Source organism: Sphingomonas sp. 37zxx (assembly GCF_000786205.1).
GTDB lineage: Bacteria > Pseudomonadota > Alphaproteobacteria > Sphingomonadales > Sphingomonadaceae > Sphingomonas.
Window position 1 is genome coordinate 117018 of the sequence record NZ_JROH01000010.1, and the last position, 15095, is coordinate 132112.

General features: G+C 63.6%; 16 protein-coding genes. 2 read left to right on the forward strand and 14 right to left on the reverse strand.

Annotated elements, in window-relative coordinates; genetic code table 11:
* Nucleotides 1-4 precede the first annotated feature (4 nt).
* The 14 genes from rplB to QU44_RS06865 form a co-directional block, all read right to left on the reverse strand.
* Nucleotides 5-877 carry a 50S ribosomal protein L2 gene (gene rplB, locus QU44_RS06800; protein ID WP_033921119.1) on the reverse strand — a complete coding sequence of 291 codons (873 nt, stop codon included), beginning with the start codon at nucleotides 875-877 and terminating at the stop codon, nucleotides 5-7.
* 5 nt (nucleotides 878-882) lie between these two features.
* Nucleotides 883-1197, reverse strand: a complete 315-nt coding sequence (locus QU44_RS06805) for a 50S ribosomal protein L23 (RefSeq protein WP_033921120.1) — start codon at nucleotides 1195-1197, stop codon at nucleotides 883-885.
* Nucleotides 1190-1816 (reverse strand): 50S ribosomal protein L4, encoded by a 627-nt coding sequence (rplD, locus tag QU44_RS06810; protein ID WP_033921122.1) that lies wholly within the window; start codon nucleotides 1814-1816, stop codon nucleotides 1190-1192. Before rplD ends, QU44_RS06805 begins: the two co-directional genes overlap by 8 nt.
* 2 nt (nucleotides 1817-1818) lie before the next feature.
* Complete coding sequence (rplC, locus tag QU44_RS06815; RefSeq protein WP_033921123.1) at nucleotides 1819-2574, reverse strand: 50S ribosomal protein L3; 756 nt, start codon at nucleotides 2572-2574, stop codon at nucleotides 1819-1821.
* A gap of 283 nt (nucleotides 2575-2857) precedes the next feature.
* On the reverse strand, nucleotides 2858-3166 hold the full coding sequence (gene rpsJ, locus QU44_RS06820) for a 30S ribosomal protein S10 (RefSeq protein WP_033921125.1): 309 nt from the start codon (nucleotides 3164-3166) through the stop codon (nucleotides 2858-2860).
* 189 nt (nucleotides 3167-3355) lie between these two features.
* A complete protein-coding gene (tuf, locus tag QU44_RS06825) occupies nucleotides 3356-4546 on the reverse strand; it encodes an elongation factor Tu (protein WP_033921126.1) in 1191 nt (396 codons plus the stop codon).
* Between the two features lie 81 nt (nucleotides 4547-4627).
* Complete coding sequence (fusA, locus tag QU44_RS06830; RefSeq protein ID WP_033921128.1) at nucleotides 4628-6724, reverse strand: elongation factor G; 2097 nt, start codon at nucleotides 6722-6724, stop codon at nucleotides 4628-4630.
* Between the two features lie 220 nt (nucleotides 6725-6944).
* Nucleotides 6945-7415 (reverse strand): 30S ribosomal protein S7, encoded by a 471-nt coding sequence (gene rpsG / locus QU44_RS06835; RefSeq protein ID WP_033921130.1) that lies wholly within the window; start codon nucleotides 7413-7415, stop codon nucleotides 6945-6947.
* A gap of 48 nt (nucleotides 7416-7463) precedes the next feature.
* Nucleotides 7464-7835, reverse strand: coding sequence for a 30S ribosomal protein S12 (gene rpsL / locus QU44_RS06840; RefSeq protein ID WP_033921175.1), 372 nt, complete (start codon nucleotides 7833-7835; stop codon nucleotides 7464-7466).
* Between the two features lie 272 nt (nucleotides 7836-8107).
* Nucleotides 8108-9412 (reverse strand): Xaa-Pro dipeptidase, encoded by a 1305-nt coding sequence (locus tag QU44_RS06845; protein ID WP_033921131.1) that lies wholly within the window; start codon nucleotides 9410-9412, stop codon nucleotides 8108-8110.
* Between the two features lie 88 nt (nucleotides 9413-9500).
* Nucleotides 9501-10901: a dihydrolipoyl dehydrogenase gene (gene lpdA / locus QU44_RS06850; protein ID WP_033921133.1), complete on the reverse strand. Its 1401-nt coding sequence runs from the start codon at nucleotides 10899-10901 to the stop codon at nucleotides 9501-9503.
* Complete coding sequence (locus QU44_RS06855) at nucleotides 10894-11319, reverse strand: acyl-CoA thioesterase (RefSeq protein ID WP_033921134.1); 426 nt, start codon at nucleotides 11317-11319, stop codon at nucleotides 10894-10896. Before QU44_RS06855 ends, lpdA begins: the two co-directional genes overlap by 8 nt.
* A complete protein-coding gene (locus tag QU44_RS06860) occupies nucleotides 11316-11510 on the reverse strand; it encodes a hypothetical protein (RefSeq protein ID WP_033921135.1) in 195 nt (64 codons plus the stop codon). The genes QU44_RS06855 and QU44_RS06860 overlap by 4 nt, the downstream gene beginning before the upstream one ends.
* Nucleotides 11511-11523: 13 nt before the next feature.
* Nucleotides 11524-12837 (reverse strand): pyruvate dehydrogenase complex dihydrolipoamide acetyltransferase, encoded by a 1314-nt coding sequence (locus QU44_RS06865; protein ID WP_033921136.1) that lies wholly within the window; start codon nucleotides 12835-12837, stop codon nucleotides 11524-11526.
* Between the two features lie 161 nt (nucleotides 12838-12998).
* On the opposite strand from QU44_RS06865, the gene QU44_RS06870 reads away from it, so the two are divergent.
* Together QU44_RS06870 and QU44_RS06875 are read left to right on the forward strand one after the other, a co-directional pair.
* Nucleotides 12999-13454: a universal stress protein gene (locus QU44_RS06870; RefSeq protein ID WP_033921137.1), complete on the forward strand. Its 456-nt coding sequence runs from the start codon at nucleotides 12999-13001 to the stop codon at nucleotides 13452-13454.
* A 110-nt stretch (nucleotides 13455-13564) separates the two neighbouring features.
* Nucleotides 13565-14863 (forward strand): M20/M25/M40 family metallo-hydrolase, encoded by a 1299-nt coding sequence (locus tag QU44_RS06875; protein WP_033921138.1) that lies wholly within the window; start codon nucleotides 13565-13567, stop codon nucleotides 14861-14863.
* Nucleotides 14864-15095 lie beyond the last annotated feature (232 nt).

Below are 15095 nucleotides of genomic sequence, written 5' to 3' on the forward strand. Positions count from 1 at the left end.
GGCGTTAGCCCTTCTTCTTGGCGTGACGCGACCGGATGATCATGCGATCGGTCGACTTGTTGTGACGAGTGCGAGCACCCTTGGTCGGCTTGCCCCAAGGCGTGACCGGATGACGGCCGCCCGAGGTCCGGCCTTCACCACCGCCGTGCGGATGGTCGACCGGGTTCTTGGCAACACCGCGCGTCAGCGGGCGGATGCCCTTCCAACGGTTGCGGCCAGCCTTGGCAAGATTGGTGTTCTGGTTGTCGGGGTTCGACACCGCACCGACCGTCGCCATGCAATCGCCGCGAATGTAGCGCTGCTCGCCCGAATTGAGACGAACGATCACCATGCCGCGATCACGACCCACGACCTGCACATAAGTGCCTGCCGAACGTGCGATCTGACCGCCCTTGCCGGGCTTCATCTCGACATTGTGAACGATGGTGCCGACCGGCATCTGGCCGATTTCCATCGCGTTGCCCGGCTTAACGTCGGTCTTCTTGCCCGCGATCACCTTATCACCGACAGCAAGACGCTGCGGCGCGATGATGTAGGCGACGTCCGACTTCTCGCCATTCTCGCCGACTTCACCGAACGGCACGGCACCGTAGTTGATCAGCGCCAGGAACGCGGTGCGGTTGGGATCATATTCCAGCCGCTCGACAGTGCCCTCGACGTCCCACAGGCGACGCTTGAAATCGACGATGCGATAGCGCTGCTTGTGGCCGCCGGCGATGCCGCGCGACGTGACATGGCCCTTGTTGTTACGGCCACCGGTCTTGCGCTTGCCCTCGGTCAGCGCCTTGACGGGACCGCCCTTGTGGAGCGACGAACGGTCCACCAGGATGAGGCCACGCCGCGACGGCGAGGTCGGATTATAATGCTTGAGTGCCATTTGCCTCAGACCCCCGTCGTGACGTCGATCGAATCGCCGTCCTTCAGCGTCACGATCGCCTTCTTGATGTCCGAACGCTTGTAGGGCGTGCCCTTCCAGCGCTTCGTCTTGCCCTTCTGCACGATCGTGTTCACGCCGGTGACCTTTACGTCGAACAGCGCTTCTACGGCCGCCTTGATCTCCGGCTTGGTGGCGTCATTTGCCACCTTGAACACAACCGCGTTGTGCTCGGAGACGAGGGTCGACTTCTCGGTGATGTGCGGTGCGACAATCACGTCATAATGACGATTGTCGATCGCAGCCTTGGTCTGCTTAGCCATGGAAGCGTGCCTCCAGCTTCTCGACCGCGGCGCGTGTCAGCACCAGCGTGTCATGCTTCAGGATGTCGTACACATTGGCGCCCATCGCAGGCATCACGTTGATGTACGACAGGTTGCGGGTTGCCAGCGCAAAGCCGTCTTCCACTGCGTCACCGTCGATCACCAGCGCGGTCTTGCCAAAGCCCATTGCGGCCCAGGCACCCTGGAGAACCTTGGTCTTGGCTTCGGCGACCTTGAGGTCGTCGAGCACGACGAGCGTGCCGGCAGCAGCGTGGCTCGACAGCGCCATCTTCAGACCCAGCGCCCGAACCTTCTTGTTCAGGCTGTTGTCGAAGTCGCGAAGCCGCGCACCGTGCGCCTTACCACCACCGATGAAGATCGGTGCACGACGATCGCCGTGACGGGCAGTACCGCCGCCCTTCTGGCGACCGAACTTCTTGCCGGTACGCGCAACTTCCGAGCGCTCGCGCGTCGGACGCGCGGTGCCGCGGCGGTTGTGAAGCTGCCAGGTGACGACGCGGTGAAGGATGTCAGCGCGCGGCTCGACACCGAATACGGCGTCGTTCAGCTCGATGTCGCCATTCTCGGTCGCTTCGAGGGTTTGAACCTTGATCTTCACGTTCAGCCCTCCTGGCCGTCGGTCGTCTCGACCGTGGTCACGTCCTGCGCGGGCGTGTCGGCTGCGACGTCGTTGTTGTTGGCGACCTGCTTGAGGCCAGCGGGATAGGGAGCGTCGGCATGGCGCGCGACCTTCACCGCGTCCTTGACAATCAACCAGCCACCCTTCGAGCCGGGAACCGAACCCTTGACGAACAGCAAGCCGCGCTCGACGTCGGTCTGGACGATTTCCAGGTTCTGCTGGGTGCGGTTACGGTCGCCCATATGGCCGGCCATCTTCTTGTTCTTGAAGACCTTGCCCGGATCCTGGCGCTGACCGGTCGAACCGTGCGAACGGTGCGACAGCGAAACACCGTGGGTGGCGCGCAAGCCCCCGAAGCCCCAGCGCTTCATAGCGCCAGCGAAGCCCTTGCCCTGCGTCTTGCCCGAAACGTCGACGATCTGGCCGGCGACGAAATGGTCCGCGCCGATCTCAGCACCGACATCGAGCATCGCATCTTCCGCAACGCGGAATTCGCAAAGCTGCGCCTTCAGCTCGACTTCGGCCTTGCCGAAATGTCCGCGCTGCGGCTTCGCGGTGTTCTTGGCCTTGGCCGAACCCGCGCCTAGCTGAACCGCGACATAGCCGTCGCGATCGATGGTGCGCTGTGCAACCACCTGAACGCCCTCAAGCGCCAGAACGGTTACCGGCACATGCCGACCATCGTCCTGGAACAAGCGGGTCATTCCCAGTTTCTTAACGATCACGCCAGTGCGCATGACCTGTTGCTCCTATACAGAGGCCCGCCCGGCCAAAAGCGACCGTGCGGGCGTGCCCAACCCATGATGAAAAGCGGCCCCGTCCCGGGCTGGATATCCGGCGAACCGGACGTGACGGGGAACGCTGTCCCGGCGGCTTGCGCCACCGGCGGTATTCCGAATGTCTGTTTGTCATGCCGGCCTGGACCGGCATCTCCTCGTGGCAGGTGCAATACCTGCCTCAACAAGACCCCAACCAACGCTGAGGTGACGCGAATCCCTAAGAACTCGCGGAAGCAGGCCTTTACGCCAGCTTGATCTCGACGTCAACGCCTGCGGCCAGGTCGAGCTTCATCAGCGCGTCCACCGTCTGCGGGGTCGGCTGCACGATGTCGAGCAGGCGCTTGTACGTGCGGGTCTCGAACTGCTCGCGCGACTTCTTGTCGATGTGCGGGCCACGGTTGACCGTGAACTTGTCGATGTGAGTCGGCAAAGGGATTGGGCCACGGATGAGCGCGCCGGTGCGACGGGCGGTGTCGGCGATGTCGCCGGCGGCCTGGTCGAGCACGCGGTGGTCGAACGCCTTCAGGCGAATGCGGATATTGTTGTCCATGTCCCTACCAATGCGAAAGAGCGGGGGCTGCCTGATCGATCGCCACCCCGGCGCTGCCGGGCTGACGGCCGTTGGCCGCCTCTTGCTGTTCAATGAAACTGAGCGAGCGCCACTAACGGGCGTAGCGTAGAAAAGCAACCGCCCAGCCCTGTTTTCACAGGACCGGGCGGCTTTATTTTTGCGTCTGGCTTACTTGGTGATGCCGCTGACAACACCTGCGCCGACGGTACGGCCACCCTCACGGATGGTGAAGCGCTGGCCGACGTCCATAGCGATCGGCGCGATCAGCTTGATGCCGAGCGCGACGTTGTCGCCTGGCATCACCATCTCGGTGCCCTCAGGCAACTCGACGGTGCCGGTCACGTCCGTGGTGCGGAAGTAGAACTGCGGACGATAGTTGGCGAAGAATGGCGTGTGACGGCCACCCTCGTCCTTCGACAGCACGTACACTTCCGACGAGAACTCGGTGTGCGGCTTGATCGAGCCTGGCTTGCAGAGAACCTGGCCACGCTCGACTTCTTCACGGCCCACGCCGCGGATCAGCGCGCCGATGTTGTCGCCTGCCATGCCCTGGTCGAGCAGCTTGCGGAACATCTCGACGCCCGTGACCGTGGTCTTGCGGGTGTCGTGGATGCCGACGATCTCGACTTCCTCGCCAACCTTCACAACGCCGGTCTCGACGCGGCCGGTGACGACCGTACCGCGACCCGAGATCGAGAACACGTCCTCGATCGGCATCATGAACGGCTTGTCGAGCGGACGCTCGGGCTGTGGGATCGACTCGTCGACCGCTGCCATCAGCGCCAGGATCGCGTCCTTGCCGAAGGTGTCGTTCGAACCCGACAGCGCGCACGTTGCCGAACCGCGGATGATCGGAATGTTGTCGCCGTCGAAGTCGCGCTTCGAAAGCTCCTCACGGATCTCCATTTCGACCAGCTCGAGGATTTCCTCGTCGTCGACCAGATCGACCTTGTTGAGGAAGACCACCATGGTCGGCACGCCGACCTGCTTGGCGAGCAGGATGTGCTCCTTGGTCTGTGGCATCGGGCCGTCGGTGGCCGAAACCACCAGGATCGCGCCATCCATCTGCGCCGCGCCGGTGATCATGTTCTTCACATAATCGGCGTGGCCTGGGCAATCGACGTGCGCATAGTGGCGCGCTGCCGTCTCATACTCGACGTGCGCGGTCGAGATCGTGATGCCACGCTCGCGCTCTTCGGGTGCCTTGTCGATGTTGGCGAAGTCGACTGCGACGCCGCCCGAGGTCTCGGCCAAAACCTTCGTGATCGCCGCCGTCAGCGACGTCTTGCCGTGATCGACGTGACCGATGGTGCCGATGTTGAGATGCGGCTTGTTCCGCTCGAACTTTGCTTTCGCCATGATTCCCTACCTTGCTGAATTCAGATTTCCCGGCCGCTCGGGGACTCGCCGAAAGGCGGCCCCATAGCGGCTCGTATTCGATTACGCCAGCTTCGCCTTCACTTCTTCGGCGACGTTGGCAGGCACTTCGTCGTAATGCGAGAACTGCATGCTGTACTGCGCGCGGCCCTGGGTGAACGAGCGGAGCTGGTTCACATAGCCGAACATGTTCGCCAGCGGCACAATCGCCTCCACCGCCTGCGCGTTGCCGCGCGTGTCGGTCCCCTGGATCTGCCCACGACGCGAGTTCAGATCGCCGATCACATCGCCCAGATAATCCTCCGGGGTAACGACCTCAACCTTCATCATCGGCTCGAGCAGCTTGATGCCCGACTTCTGCGCGGCTTCACGCATCGCGCCACGCGCGCAGATTTCGAACGCCAGCGCCGACGAGTCGACGTCATGATAGGCACCGTCGGTCAAATGGACCTCGAAATCGATGATCGGGAAGCCGATCAGCGATCCGGTTTCCGCCGTCTCGCGCATGCCCTTCTCGACCGAGGGGATATATTCCTTGGGAATATTACCGCCCTTGATCTCGTCGAAGAACTGGAAGCCCGAACCACGCTCGCCCGGAATGACAGTGAGCTTGACGCGACCGAACTGACCCGACCCGCCCGACTGCTTCTTGTGGGTATAGTCGATGTCGACCTTCTTGCCGAGATATTCGCGATACGCCACCTGCGGCGCGCCGACGTTCGCCTCGACCTTGAACTCGCGCTTCATGCGATCGACCAGGATTTCGAGGTGAAGCTCACCCATCCCCTTGATGATCGTCTGACCGCTCTCGTGGTCGGTCGACACGCGGAACGAGGGATCTTCGCGCGCAAGACGGTTGAGCGCGACGCCCATCTTCTCCTGATCGGCCTTGGTCTTTGGCTCCACCGAAAGCTCGATCACCGGCTCGGGGAATTCCATCCGCTCGAGGATGATCGGTGCGTTCTGCGCGCAGAGCGTATCACCGGTCGTGGTATCCTTCAGGCCCGCAAGCGCGACGATGTCGCCGGCAAATGCCTCCTGGATGTCCTCACGGCTGTTCGCATGCATCAACAGCATGCGACCGACCTTTTCCTTCTTGTCCTTCACCGAATTGGTGACCATCGACGCGGCTTCGAGCTTGCCCGAATAGATGCGTGCGAAGGTCAGGGTGCCGACGAAGGGATCGTTCATGATCTTGAACGCCAGCGCCGAAAACGGTGCCTCGTCCGACGAAGGACGCTCGTCAGGGGTTTCCCCGTCGAGCTTGAGGCCCTTGATCGCAGGCACGTCGAGCGGCGACGGCAGATAATCGACCACTGCGTCGAGCAGGGGCTGAACGCCCTTGTTCTTGAACGCCGAACCACAAACCACCGGCACGAACGCCATGCTGAGCGTACCCTTGCGGATCAGCTTCTTCAGGTCGGCAGTGCTCGGCTCGTTGCCCTCGAGATAGGCCTCCATCAAGTCGTCGTCCAGCTCGACGGCCATCTCGATGAGTTCGCTGCGATACTTGGCGGCTTTTTCCACCAGGTCCTCAGGGATCTCCTGATATTCGAACTTCGCGCCCAGGCTCTCTTCGAGCCAGATGATCGCACGGTTCTCGACCAGGTCGACCAGGCCCTTGAAGCCGCCCTCGGTGCCGATCGGCAGATACAGCACGGCAGGACGCGCGGCGAGGCGCTCGATGATCGAATTGACGCAGAAGTAAAAGTCCGCGCCGGTGCGATCGAGCTTGTTGATGAAGCACATGCGCGGCACGCCGTACTTGTCGGCCTGGCGCCACACGGTTTCCGACTGCGGCTCGACGCCGGCAACGCCGTCGAAGCAAGCAACCGCGCCATCGAGCACGCGCAGCGAACGCTCGACTTCGATCGTGAAGTCGACGTGCCCGGGGGTGTCGATGATGTTGATCAGATGCTCTTCGCCCTTGCCTTCTTCGGCGCGCCACTTGCAGGTCGTCGCAGCCGACGTGATCGTGATCCCGCGCTCCTGCTCCTGCTCCATCCAGTCCATCGTCGCGGTGCCCTCATGGACCTCGCCGATCTTGTAGGACTTGCCGGTGTAATAAAGGATACGCTCGGTCGTCGTCGTCTTGCCGGCGTCAATGTGCGCCATGATGCCGATGTTGCGATAGCGGTCGAGCGGATGGCTGCGGGCCATGGTCTTACTCCTGGTGCCGACGGATCGGCGCGGTGAAATCGGTTCGGGGAGCACCCCGCCCGTTCGTCCTGAGCAGCCATTGAGCTTGTCGAAATGGCGTATCGAAGGATGCCGCCTGGGGCAGCCCTTCGATACGGGTCTTCGCCATGCTCAGCCCCTACTCAGGGCGAACGGAAATCGGGAGCGACGCGGGTGTTACCCCGCGCCTCCCCCATATAGGTTACCAGCGATAGTGCGAGAAGGCCCGGTTGGCTTCTGCCATCCGGTGAGTGTCTTCGCGCTTCTTCACCGCGTTGCCGCGGTTGTTCGCCGCGTCCATCAGCTCGCCCGAAAGGCGGGCCGACATCGTGTTCTCGCTGCGATTGCGCGCCGAGGTGATGAGCCAGCGGATCGCGAGCGCCTGGGCACGCTCGGGGCGAACCTCGACCGGCACCTGATAGGTCGCACCACCGACACGGCGGCTGCGCACTTCGATGCCCGGCGCGATGTTGTTCAGTGCATCGTGGAACACGCCGACCGGGTCGCGCTTGGCGCGCTGTTCGACGGTTTCCATTGCGCTGTACACGATGCCTTCTGCGACGGCCTTCTTGCCGTCGAGCATCACGCTGTTCATGAACTTGGAAAGAATTTGATCACCGTATTTCGGATCGGGAAGGATGATCCGCTTTTCGGGACGACGACGACGTGCCATTGATTTTTACCTCTTAACTTCAGCCTGATGGTCGAAAGGACGACCGGCTTACTTCGGACGCTTGGCGCCGTACTTCGAGCGGGACTGCTTGCGATCCTTGACACCCTGGGTATCGAGAACGCCGCGCAGCACATGGTAGCGAACGCCGGGAAGATCGCGAACGCGACCGCCGCGGATCAGCACCACCGAGTGCTCCTGCAGATTATGGCCTTCACCCGGAATATAGGTGATGACTTCGCGCTGGTTCGTCAGGCGAACCTTGGCGACCTTACGAAGCGCCGAGTTCGGCTTCTTTGGGGTCGTCGTGTACACGCGGGTGCAAACGCCACGCTTCTGCGGGTTTGCTTCCATCGCAGGGACCTTGCTCTTGGCCTTCTGCGGATCGCGGCCCTTGCGGACCAACTGGTTAATCGTCGGCATGAAGCCCTTCACCTTTGCGTTACCAGAGCCATTCTGGCGGTTACTTTGCTGGAGCCCTGTGCGAGCGAATACGAAAACGACCCGGGTGGCTTGACCCACCGGGCCTTTGACGTCTCCAACAACGTTCATTGCTCGTCCCCGCAGCGCCACGGATAGGCCGATGGAATCGGCACGTCCGGCTGGGGAACGGACGCGCCTATACGCCGGGGGGCTGTTGCGGTCAACAGGGCGCGCGCCGCAGACACCCTGCCCTGCCGGGGCGTCACGCTGCTTTACTGCACCGCGCCCTTCTCCAGTACCCCGCCCTTCACCACATGGCTCACCCGCTCGAGCACGCGAATATCCGCCAGCGGATCGCCGTCGACCGCAACGATGTCGCCATAACGCCCGACGGCGATCGCCCCGACATCGCGTTCACGCCCCAGCGCCTGCGCGGCGTTGGTGGTCGCTGCCTGGATCGCCTGCATCGGCGTCATCCCGAACTGCACCATCGTCGCGAACTGCCCCGCGGCGGTGTCGTGCGGCATCACCCCGGCGTCCGATCCGAACACCAGCTTGATCCCCATCCGCACCGCCTTGGCAAAATTGTCGCGCTGCACCTGCGCCACCTCGCGGTCCTTGCGCAGATTTTCCTCGAGCGCGCCGGTCGCCGCGCCCTCGCGCTGGGTATATTCGGTGTTGAAGATGTCCATCGACAGCCAGGTGCCACGCTCCTTGGCCAGCCTCAGCCCCTCGTCGTCGATCAGGCTGGCATGCTCGATCGTGTCGATTCCCGCGCGGATCGCCGCTTTGATCCCATCGGCCCCATGCGCGTGCGCGGCGACCTTGAGGCCCCACATATGCGCCTCGTCAGCAGCAGCCTTTAATTCGTCGGCGGTCATCTGCTGCTGGCCGGGTTCGGTATTCTTGGAAAACACGCCGCCGGTGGCGCAGACCTTGATCACCTCGGCCCCAAAACGCCGGTTCTCGCGCACCTGATAGCGCACCGCCTCGGCCCCGTTCACCCCGCGCTCGGTCTGCTCCTTGTAGCGCGGCGGCAGCAGGTTGCTCCCGCCGCAATGCCCGCCGGTCGCACCGAAGCTCCAGGTCGCGGGCACGATCCGCGGGCCGGGGTAGAAGCCGCCCTCGATCCCCTGCTTTAGCGCGACATCGGCATAGTCCGCCGCGCCGAGGTTGCGCACGGTGGTGAAGCCGGCGTGCAACATGTCGCGCGCATTGCCAACGCCCAGCGTCACCGGGAACACGTCGGTATATTCAAGGCTCTTATAGCCCCTGATCCGCGCGCTGCCCGCCAGATGGACGTGCATGTCGATGAAGCCGGGGAGCAATGTCTTGCCCGGCAGGTCGATCCGCTGTGCATCCGCCGGGATATCGGGTCGCCCGCCATTGCGCCCGACCACCGAGCTGACCCGGCCGTCGGTGATGACGATCACCGGCTCTTCGATCACCCGCCCCGCGACGACATCGATCATCCTGGCGGCGGTGATGACCGTGGTTCGCGATGCCGGAGCGGTTTGCGCCGATGCCATCCCGGCGCTGGCGAGCGTGACGCAGGTGGCAACGGTGATCAAACGCATGCGCTTCCCCTAAAGACCGGGATGCAACCTTGCGGCACGGTGCCGCCGGGTCAATCCCCGGCGGCAGCCCCTGCCCTTGCGCTATCGATCAGATATGCAGCGCCTTGCCATAGGCGGCGAGGACGCTCTCGTGCATCATCTCGCTCAGCGTTGGGTGCGGGAACACTGTTTCCATCAGCTCGGCCTCGGTGGTCTCGAGCGTCTTGCCGACGGTGTAGCCCTGGATCAATTCGGTCACCTCGGCCCCCACCATGTGCGCGCCCAGCAATTCGCCGGTTTTTGCATCGAAGATCGTCTTGATGAAGCCTTCGGCCTCGCCCAGCGCGATCGCCTTGCCGTTGCCGATGAAGGGAAAGCTCCCGACCTTCAGCTCGTAGCCGGCTTCCTTGGCCTTGGCCTCGGTCAGGCCGACGCTGGCGACCTGCGGGTGGCAATAGGTACAACCCGGGATGTTCTTGGGGTCCATCGCGTGCGGATGGTTGCCCGCAATCGCCTCGACCGCGATAACGCCCTCATGGCTTGCCTTGTGCGCAAGCCAGGGCGGCGCGGTGATGTCGCCGATCGCCCACAGCCCCGGCACGTTGGTGCGGCACATCGGATCGGTCTTGAGGAAGCCGCGATCGTCCATCTCGACGGCCAGTTCCTTCAGGCCGATGTCGGCAGTGTTGGGAACGATGCCGATCGCGACGATGACATGGCTGAACTCGCTGGCGGTTTCCTTGCCCGTCTTGTCCTTCAGCTTGGCGGTGACGCTGTTCGCGCCGACCTTGATCTCGCTGATGCTCGCGCCGGTCATGATCGTCATGCCCTGCTTGGTCAGCGACTTTTCGAGGAACGCCGACACATCGGCATCCTCGACCGGCACGATCCGGTCGATCATCTCGACGACGGTAACGTCCGCGCCCATGTCGTTGTAGAAGCTAGCAAATTCGATGCCGATCGCGCCCGATCCGATCACCAGCAGCTTGGTCGGCATTTCGGTGGGCACCATCGCATGGCGATAGGTCCACACCCGCTTGCCGTCGGCAGGCGTCCCCGGCAGGTCGCGCGCGCGCGCGCCGGTGGCGACGATGATGTTCTTGGCTTCGAGTGCGGTGGTATTGCCGTCCTTGTCGGTGACGGTCAGCTTGCCCGGCGCGGTGAGCTTGCCGCTGCCCATATGCACCGCGATCTTGTTTTTCTTCATCAGGTGCGTGACGCCCTGATTGAGCTGCTTCGACACCCCGCGCGAGCGCTTCACCACCGCATCAAGATCGGCGCTGATCCCGTCGGCCTTCAGCCCGTAATCCTTGGCATGCTGCATGTAATGAAAGATCTCGGCCGACCGCAGCAGCGCCTTGGTCGGGATGCACCCCCAGTTGAGGCAAATGCCGCCGAGCAATTCGCGCTCGACGATCGCCGTCTTCATACCCAATTGCGCCGCGCGGATCGCCGCGACATAGCCGCCGGGCCCGCTGCCCAGCACGATGAGGTCGTAGGTGTCAGCCATGAACTTCTCCAAATCCCTCGCTGCTTGACGCAGAGGGCTTCTCTATCACACGAGTCTTACGCGCCTCATCAATCGCCACGAACACGAAGCGCGCCTGAGTCACGCGGCATTGCTCTTCCTGATGCCGGTCGCGGCGCCAGGCTTCGACCTCGATCGTCATCGATGTGCGACCGACCTTCACCAATTCGCAATAGACCGACACCTCGTCGCCTACCGCGACGGGGGCGTGGAACTGCATGCCGTCCATCGCGATCGTCACCGCGCGCCCCTTTGAATAGCGTGCCGCGACCAGTCCGGCGGCCATGTCCATCTGGCTCATCAGCCACCCACCGAAGATGTCGCCATAGGCATTGGCGTCGCCGGGCATCGTCGTCACCCGGATCGCGGGGCTGCCCTCGGGCGGGGTCTCGGCGTTCATTTACGTGTTCCCCGGGCGGCGCGCACAATCGGGCGCACACCCATCAAGACCACCGCAACCATCGCGGCATAGGTCACCAGCCAGATATTATCGCGGCCGATCGGATACGCCCATTCTGCGGTCGCGCCGATCGCCACTGCAGCGCCCAGCCCCAGCAGGACATAGCCTAATTCGATCAGCACCCGGACCATCAGAGCAAATCGCTCAGGCGATCATGCCCAGCGGGCGTTCGACCAGTTCCTTGAACAGCTTCATCAGTTGCGCGCCGTCGGCGCCGTCGATCGCGCGATGATCGAAGCTGCCAGTCGCCGACATCACCGTCGCGACGCCGAGTGCATCGTCGACGATGTAGGGACGCTTCTCGCCAGCGCCCACCGCCAGGATCATTCCCTGCGGCGGATTGATGACCGCGTCGAACTGCTTGATCCCGAACATCCCCATGTTCGAAATGCTGGCGGTGCCGCCCTGATATTGCTCGGGCTTGAGCTTGTTGTCCTTTGCGAGCGCTGCCAGTTCCTTCATCTGCGACGATATCTTCGACAGGCTGATGCTGGCGGCGTCGCGGATGATCGGGGTGATCAGCCCCGAGGGCGTCGATACCGCGACCGACACGTCGGCGCGCTTGTAGCTGACCAGTTCGTTGCCGAGGAAGGTGACGTTGCACTTGGGTGTGGCTTCGAGCGCGACACCCAGCGCCTTGATCAGCATATCATTGACCGACAGCTTCACGCCGCGGCTTTCGAGGCCCTTGTTCAGCTCGCCGCGCAGCTTGAGCAGCGCGTCGAGGCGGATGTCGAGCGTCAGATAGATGTGCGGGATCGTCTGCTTGGCCTCGGTCAAGCGGCGCGCGATCGTCTTGCGGATGTTCGAGAGCTTCTCGACCTCGTGCGGAATGCTGTCGTCGTACCAGACGGCCTTCGTCTCGGTGGGCGCGAGCGCGGCGGTGGCGGCGGGCGCTTCGGCCTTGGCGGCGGGTGCGGCTGCTGCGGCGACGGGTGCGGGCTTGGCACCTTCGAGATCGGCCTTCACAATTCGGCCATTGGGGCCGGAACCCGACAGCGCCGACAGTTCGATCCCCTTTTCGGCGGCCAGGCGGCGCGCGAGCGGGGTTGCCTTGACGCGGCTACCCGATGCGGCGGGCGCGGCGGCAGGGGCAGTCGCGGCGGATTCTTCGCGCACTTCCTGCGTGCGGGCTTCATCGGCGGTCGCGGCGGGGCCGACATTATCCGCCTTGGGCGCGGCGGCCTTGGGTGCCTCAAGCGAACCGGCGTCTTCGCCTTCCTCGGCGATGATCGCGATGACGGTACCGACCTTCACCCCGTCGGTGCCCTCGGCCACGAGTATCTTGGCGATCACGCCTTCGTCGACCGCTTCGAACTCCATCGTCGCCTTGTCGGTCTCGATCTCGGCCATCAGGTCGCCGGATTTTACGCTGTCGCCCTCCTTCACCAGCCATTTGGCCAACGTGCCTTCTTCCATCGTCGGTGACAGGGCCGGCATCTTGAGTTCGATCGACATCGCAAATCCTGGCAGTTTATCCTGGGGAGGGCCTTCCTTCGCGATGTGACCGGCGTAGGTCAAGGCTTGGAGATGCCTGCACGCCGCGAAAGGCAAGAACCCGTGGCGGCACCTTGCGTAAGTGGGTGGCTCGGGCCACCTGTTGGCAAAGGGGAGAGGCAATGCGGACCTATCTGGTGGTGATCGACGAAAGCCCGGAGTCCGAGATCGCGATGCGCTTTACGGCGCGGCGCGCGGTGAAGACCGGCGGCGGTGTCGAAATCCTTGCGCTCGTGCCGACGCCCGATTTCGTCCAATGGGGCGGCGTGATGGCGACGATCGAGGAAGAGGCATTGCTTCGCGCCGAGGCGCTGGTTGCGGGCGCAGCGGGAACGCTCCTCACCGAATCGGGGCTGAAGCCGTCGATCACGGTGCGCCAGGGCGAAGGGCCAAAGGTGGTTCGCGAAATGATCGCCGCCAATCCCGACATTGCGGCACTGGTGCTGGGCGCAGCCGCGAGCGGCCCGCCGGGACCATTGGTGTCGCATTTCGCCGGAGCCGATGCAGGGACGCTGTCGGTGCCGCTGATGATCATTCCGGGCAGCCTGGACCGCGACGCGATCGATCGGCTGAGTTGAATCACCTCTCAAGTCGTCATGTCAGGCTCGACCCGGGGTCCAGCCTGACATGACGAAGGAAGCGAAGGTATTGCCTTGAGCCGCGCCCGATTTCCCGCCACCTTCGCGCCATGCTCAAAACCCTAGCTCTCCCGCTCATCCTCCTCGCCACCCCCGCGCTCGCGCAGGAGGCACCCAGCCCGCAGCGGCTGCGTGCCGATGTTCAGACGATGGTCGATTTCGGCACGCGCCACACTGCATCGTCGGTCACCGATCCCAAGCGCGGGATCGGCGCGGCGCGGCGCTGGGCGCAGGCCGAGTTTGACCGGATCGCCAAGGCGTGCGGCGGCTGCATCAGGACCGAGACGATCGAGCGCAATTTCACCGGCCCGCGCGCGCCCAACGGGGTGAATGTCGTCGATGTGCTCGCAATCCAGCCGGGCACCGAACCGGGCCGAGTCGTGATCCTCCAGGGGCATATCGACAGCCGCAACAGCGACGTGATGGACGCCACCGGCGATGCCCCCGGTGCGAATGACGATGCATCGGGCGTAGCGTTGGTATTCGAAGCCGCGCGACTGCTGTCGAAACAGAAGCATCGCGCCACGATCGTCTATGCCGCGCTTTCGGGCGAGGAACAGGGGCTTTGGGGCGCAACCCTGCTCGCCGAAACCGCGCGCGAACGCGGCTGGAAGGTGTCGGCGGTGCTCAACAACGACATCGTCGGCAACACCGTCGGCCAGAACGGCACGCGAGTCGCCGACCGCGTGCGCGTATTCTCCGAAGGTATACGCCAGGTCGAGACGATCGAGGAAGCCAAGCGCCGGCGCGGCGACGGTGGCGAGGATGACGGCCCCAGCCGCTCGCTCGCCAAGGCGATTGATGACGTCGCCGAGGGCATGCCCGGCGCGATCGACGTGTTTGCGGTGCGTCGTCCCGATCGTTTCGGACGCGGCGGCGATCACGAGGCGTTTCTGCGGCTCGGCTATCCGGCGGTTCGCTTTTCGGTCGCTGCCGAAAATTACGACCAGCAGCACCAGAATCTGCGGACCGAAAATGGCCGCGAATATGGCGACACGATCGACAAGATGGACTTTCCCTATCTGGCGAACGTCACCGCGATCAACGTCGCTGCCGCGCGCCGATTCGCCAATGCGCCTGCCGCCCCTGAGGGGGTAAGCGTCGACGGCGCGGTAAGCTATGATTCGACGGTGAAGTGGCAGCCGGTCGAGGGCGCGGCGCGGTATCGGATTCACTGGCGGCGCAACGACACCCAGGACTGGACCGATCATCGCGACACCACCGCCACCGAATTGGTCGTGAAAGACGTGATCGTCGACGATCATTTCTTTGGCGTATCATCGGTAGCGGCGGATGGGACCGAAAGCGTGGTGACCTTCGCAGGGCGGACCCCGCCCGCACCGCGTTGATCGGGCGGGGTTAAATTGGTTCGTACTTCGCTTAGCGCGGCGAAGGTCGGGCTGGCGCAACCGAGACCGGCAAGGCCCAGAAAGTACGGCATTTCGACAAGTTTAGTGCGAGCGGAGCGAGGGCTTATCTGCACCCTGCCCTCGTGTTGACGGTAAGCGTCCGCTGCAGACCGTTGCCTCGTAGCGGCTTGGCGCGTCATCCATTAGCCCGTCTTATTCACCGGCGGCATGG

Coding starts and splice junctions, on each gene's coding strand:
- rplB (WP_033921119.1), bottom strand. CDS start 877: ATGGCACTCAAGCATTATAATCCGACCTCGCCGTCGCGGCGTGGCCTC.
- QU44_RS06805 (WP_033921120.1), bottom strand. CDS start 1,197: ATGGCTAAGCAGACCAAGGCTGCGATCGACAATCGTCATTATGACGTG.
- rplC (WP_033921123.1), bottom strand. CDS start 2,574: ATGCGCACTGGCGTGATCGTTAAGAAACTGGGAATGACCCGCTTGTTC.
- rpsJ (WP_033921125.1), bottom strand. CDS start 3,166: ATGGACAACAATATCCGCATTCGCCTGAAGGCGTTCGACCACCGCGTG.
- tuf (WP_033921126.1), bottom strand. CDS start 4,546: ATGGCGAAAGCAAAGTTCGAGCGGAACAAGCCGCATCTCAACATCGGC.
- fusA (WP_033921128.1), bottom strand. CDS start 6,724: ATGGCCCGCAGCCATCCGCTCGACCGCTATCGCAACATCGGCATCATG.
- rpsG (WP_033921130.1), bottom strand. CDS start 7,415: ATGGCACGTCGTCGTCGTCCCGAAAAGCGGATCATCCTTCCCGATCCG.
- rpsL (WP_033921175.1), bottom strand. CDS start 7,835: ATGCCGACGATTAACCAGTTGGTCCGCAAGGGCCGCGATCCGCAGAAG.
- QU44_RS06845 (WP_033921131.1), bottom strand. CDS start 9,412: ATGCGTTTGATCACCGTTGCCACCTGCGTCACGCTCGCCAGCGCCGGG.
- lpdA (WP_033921133.1), bottom strand. CDS start 10,901: ATGGCTGACACCTACGACCTCATCGTGCTGGGCAGCGGGCCCGGCGGC.
- QU44_RS06855 (WP_033921134.1), bottom strand. CDS start 11,319: ATGAACGCCGAGACCCCGCCCGAGGGCAGCCCCGCGATCCGGGTGACG.
- QU44_RS06860 (WP_033921135.1), bottom strand. CDS start 11,510: ATGGTCCGGGTGCTGATCGAATTAGGCTATGTCCTGCTGGGGCTGGGC.
- QU44_RS06865 (WP_033921136.1), bottom strand. CDS start 12,837: ATGTCGATCGAACTCAAGATGCCGGCCCTGTCACCGACGATGGAAGAA.
- QU44_RS06870 (WP_033921137.1), top strand. CDS start 12,999: ATGCGGACCTATCTGGTGGTGATCGACGAAAGCCCGGAGTCCGAGATC.
- QU44_RS06875 (WP_033921138.1), top strand. CDS start 13,565: ATGCTCAAAACCCTAGCTCTCCCGCTCATCCTCCTCGCCACCCCCGCG.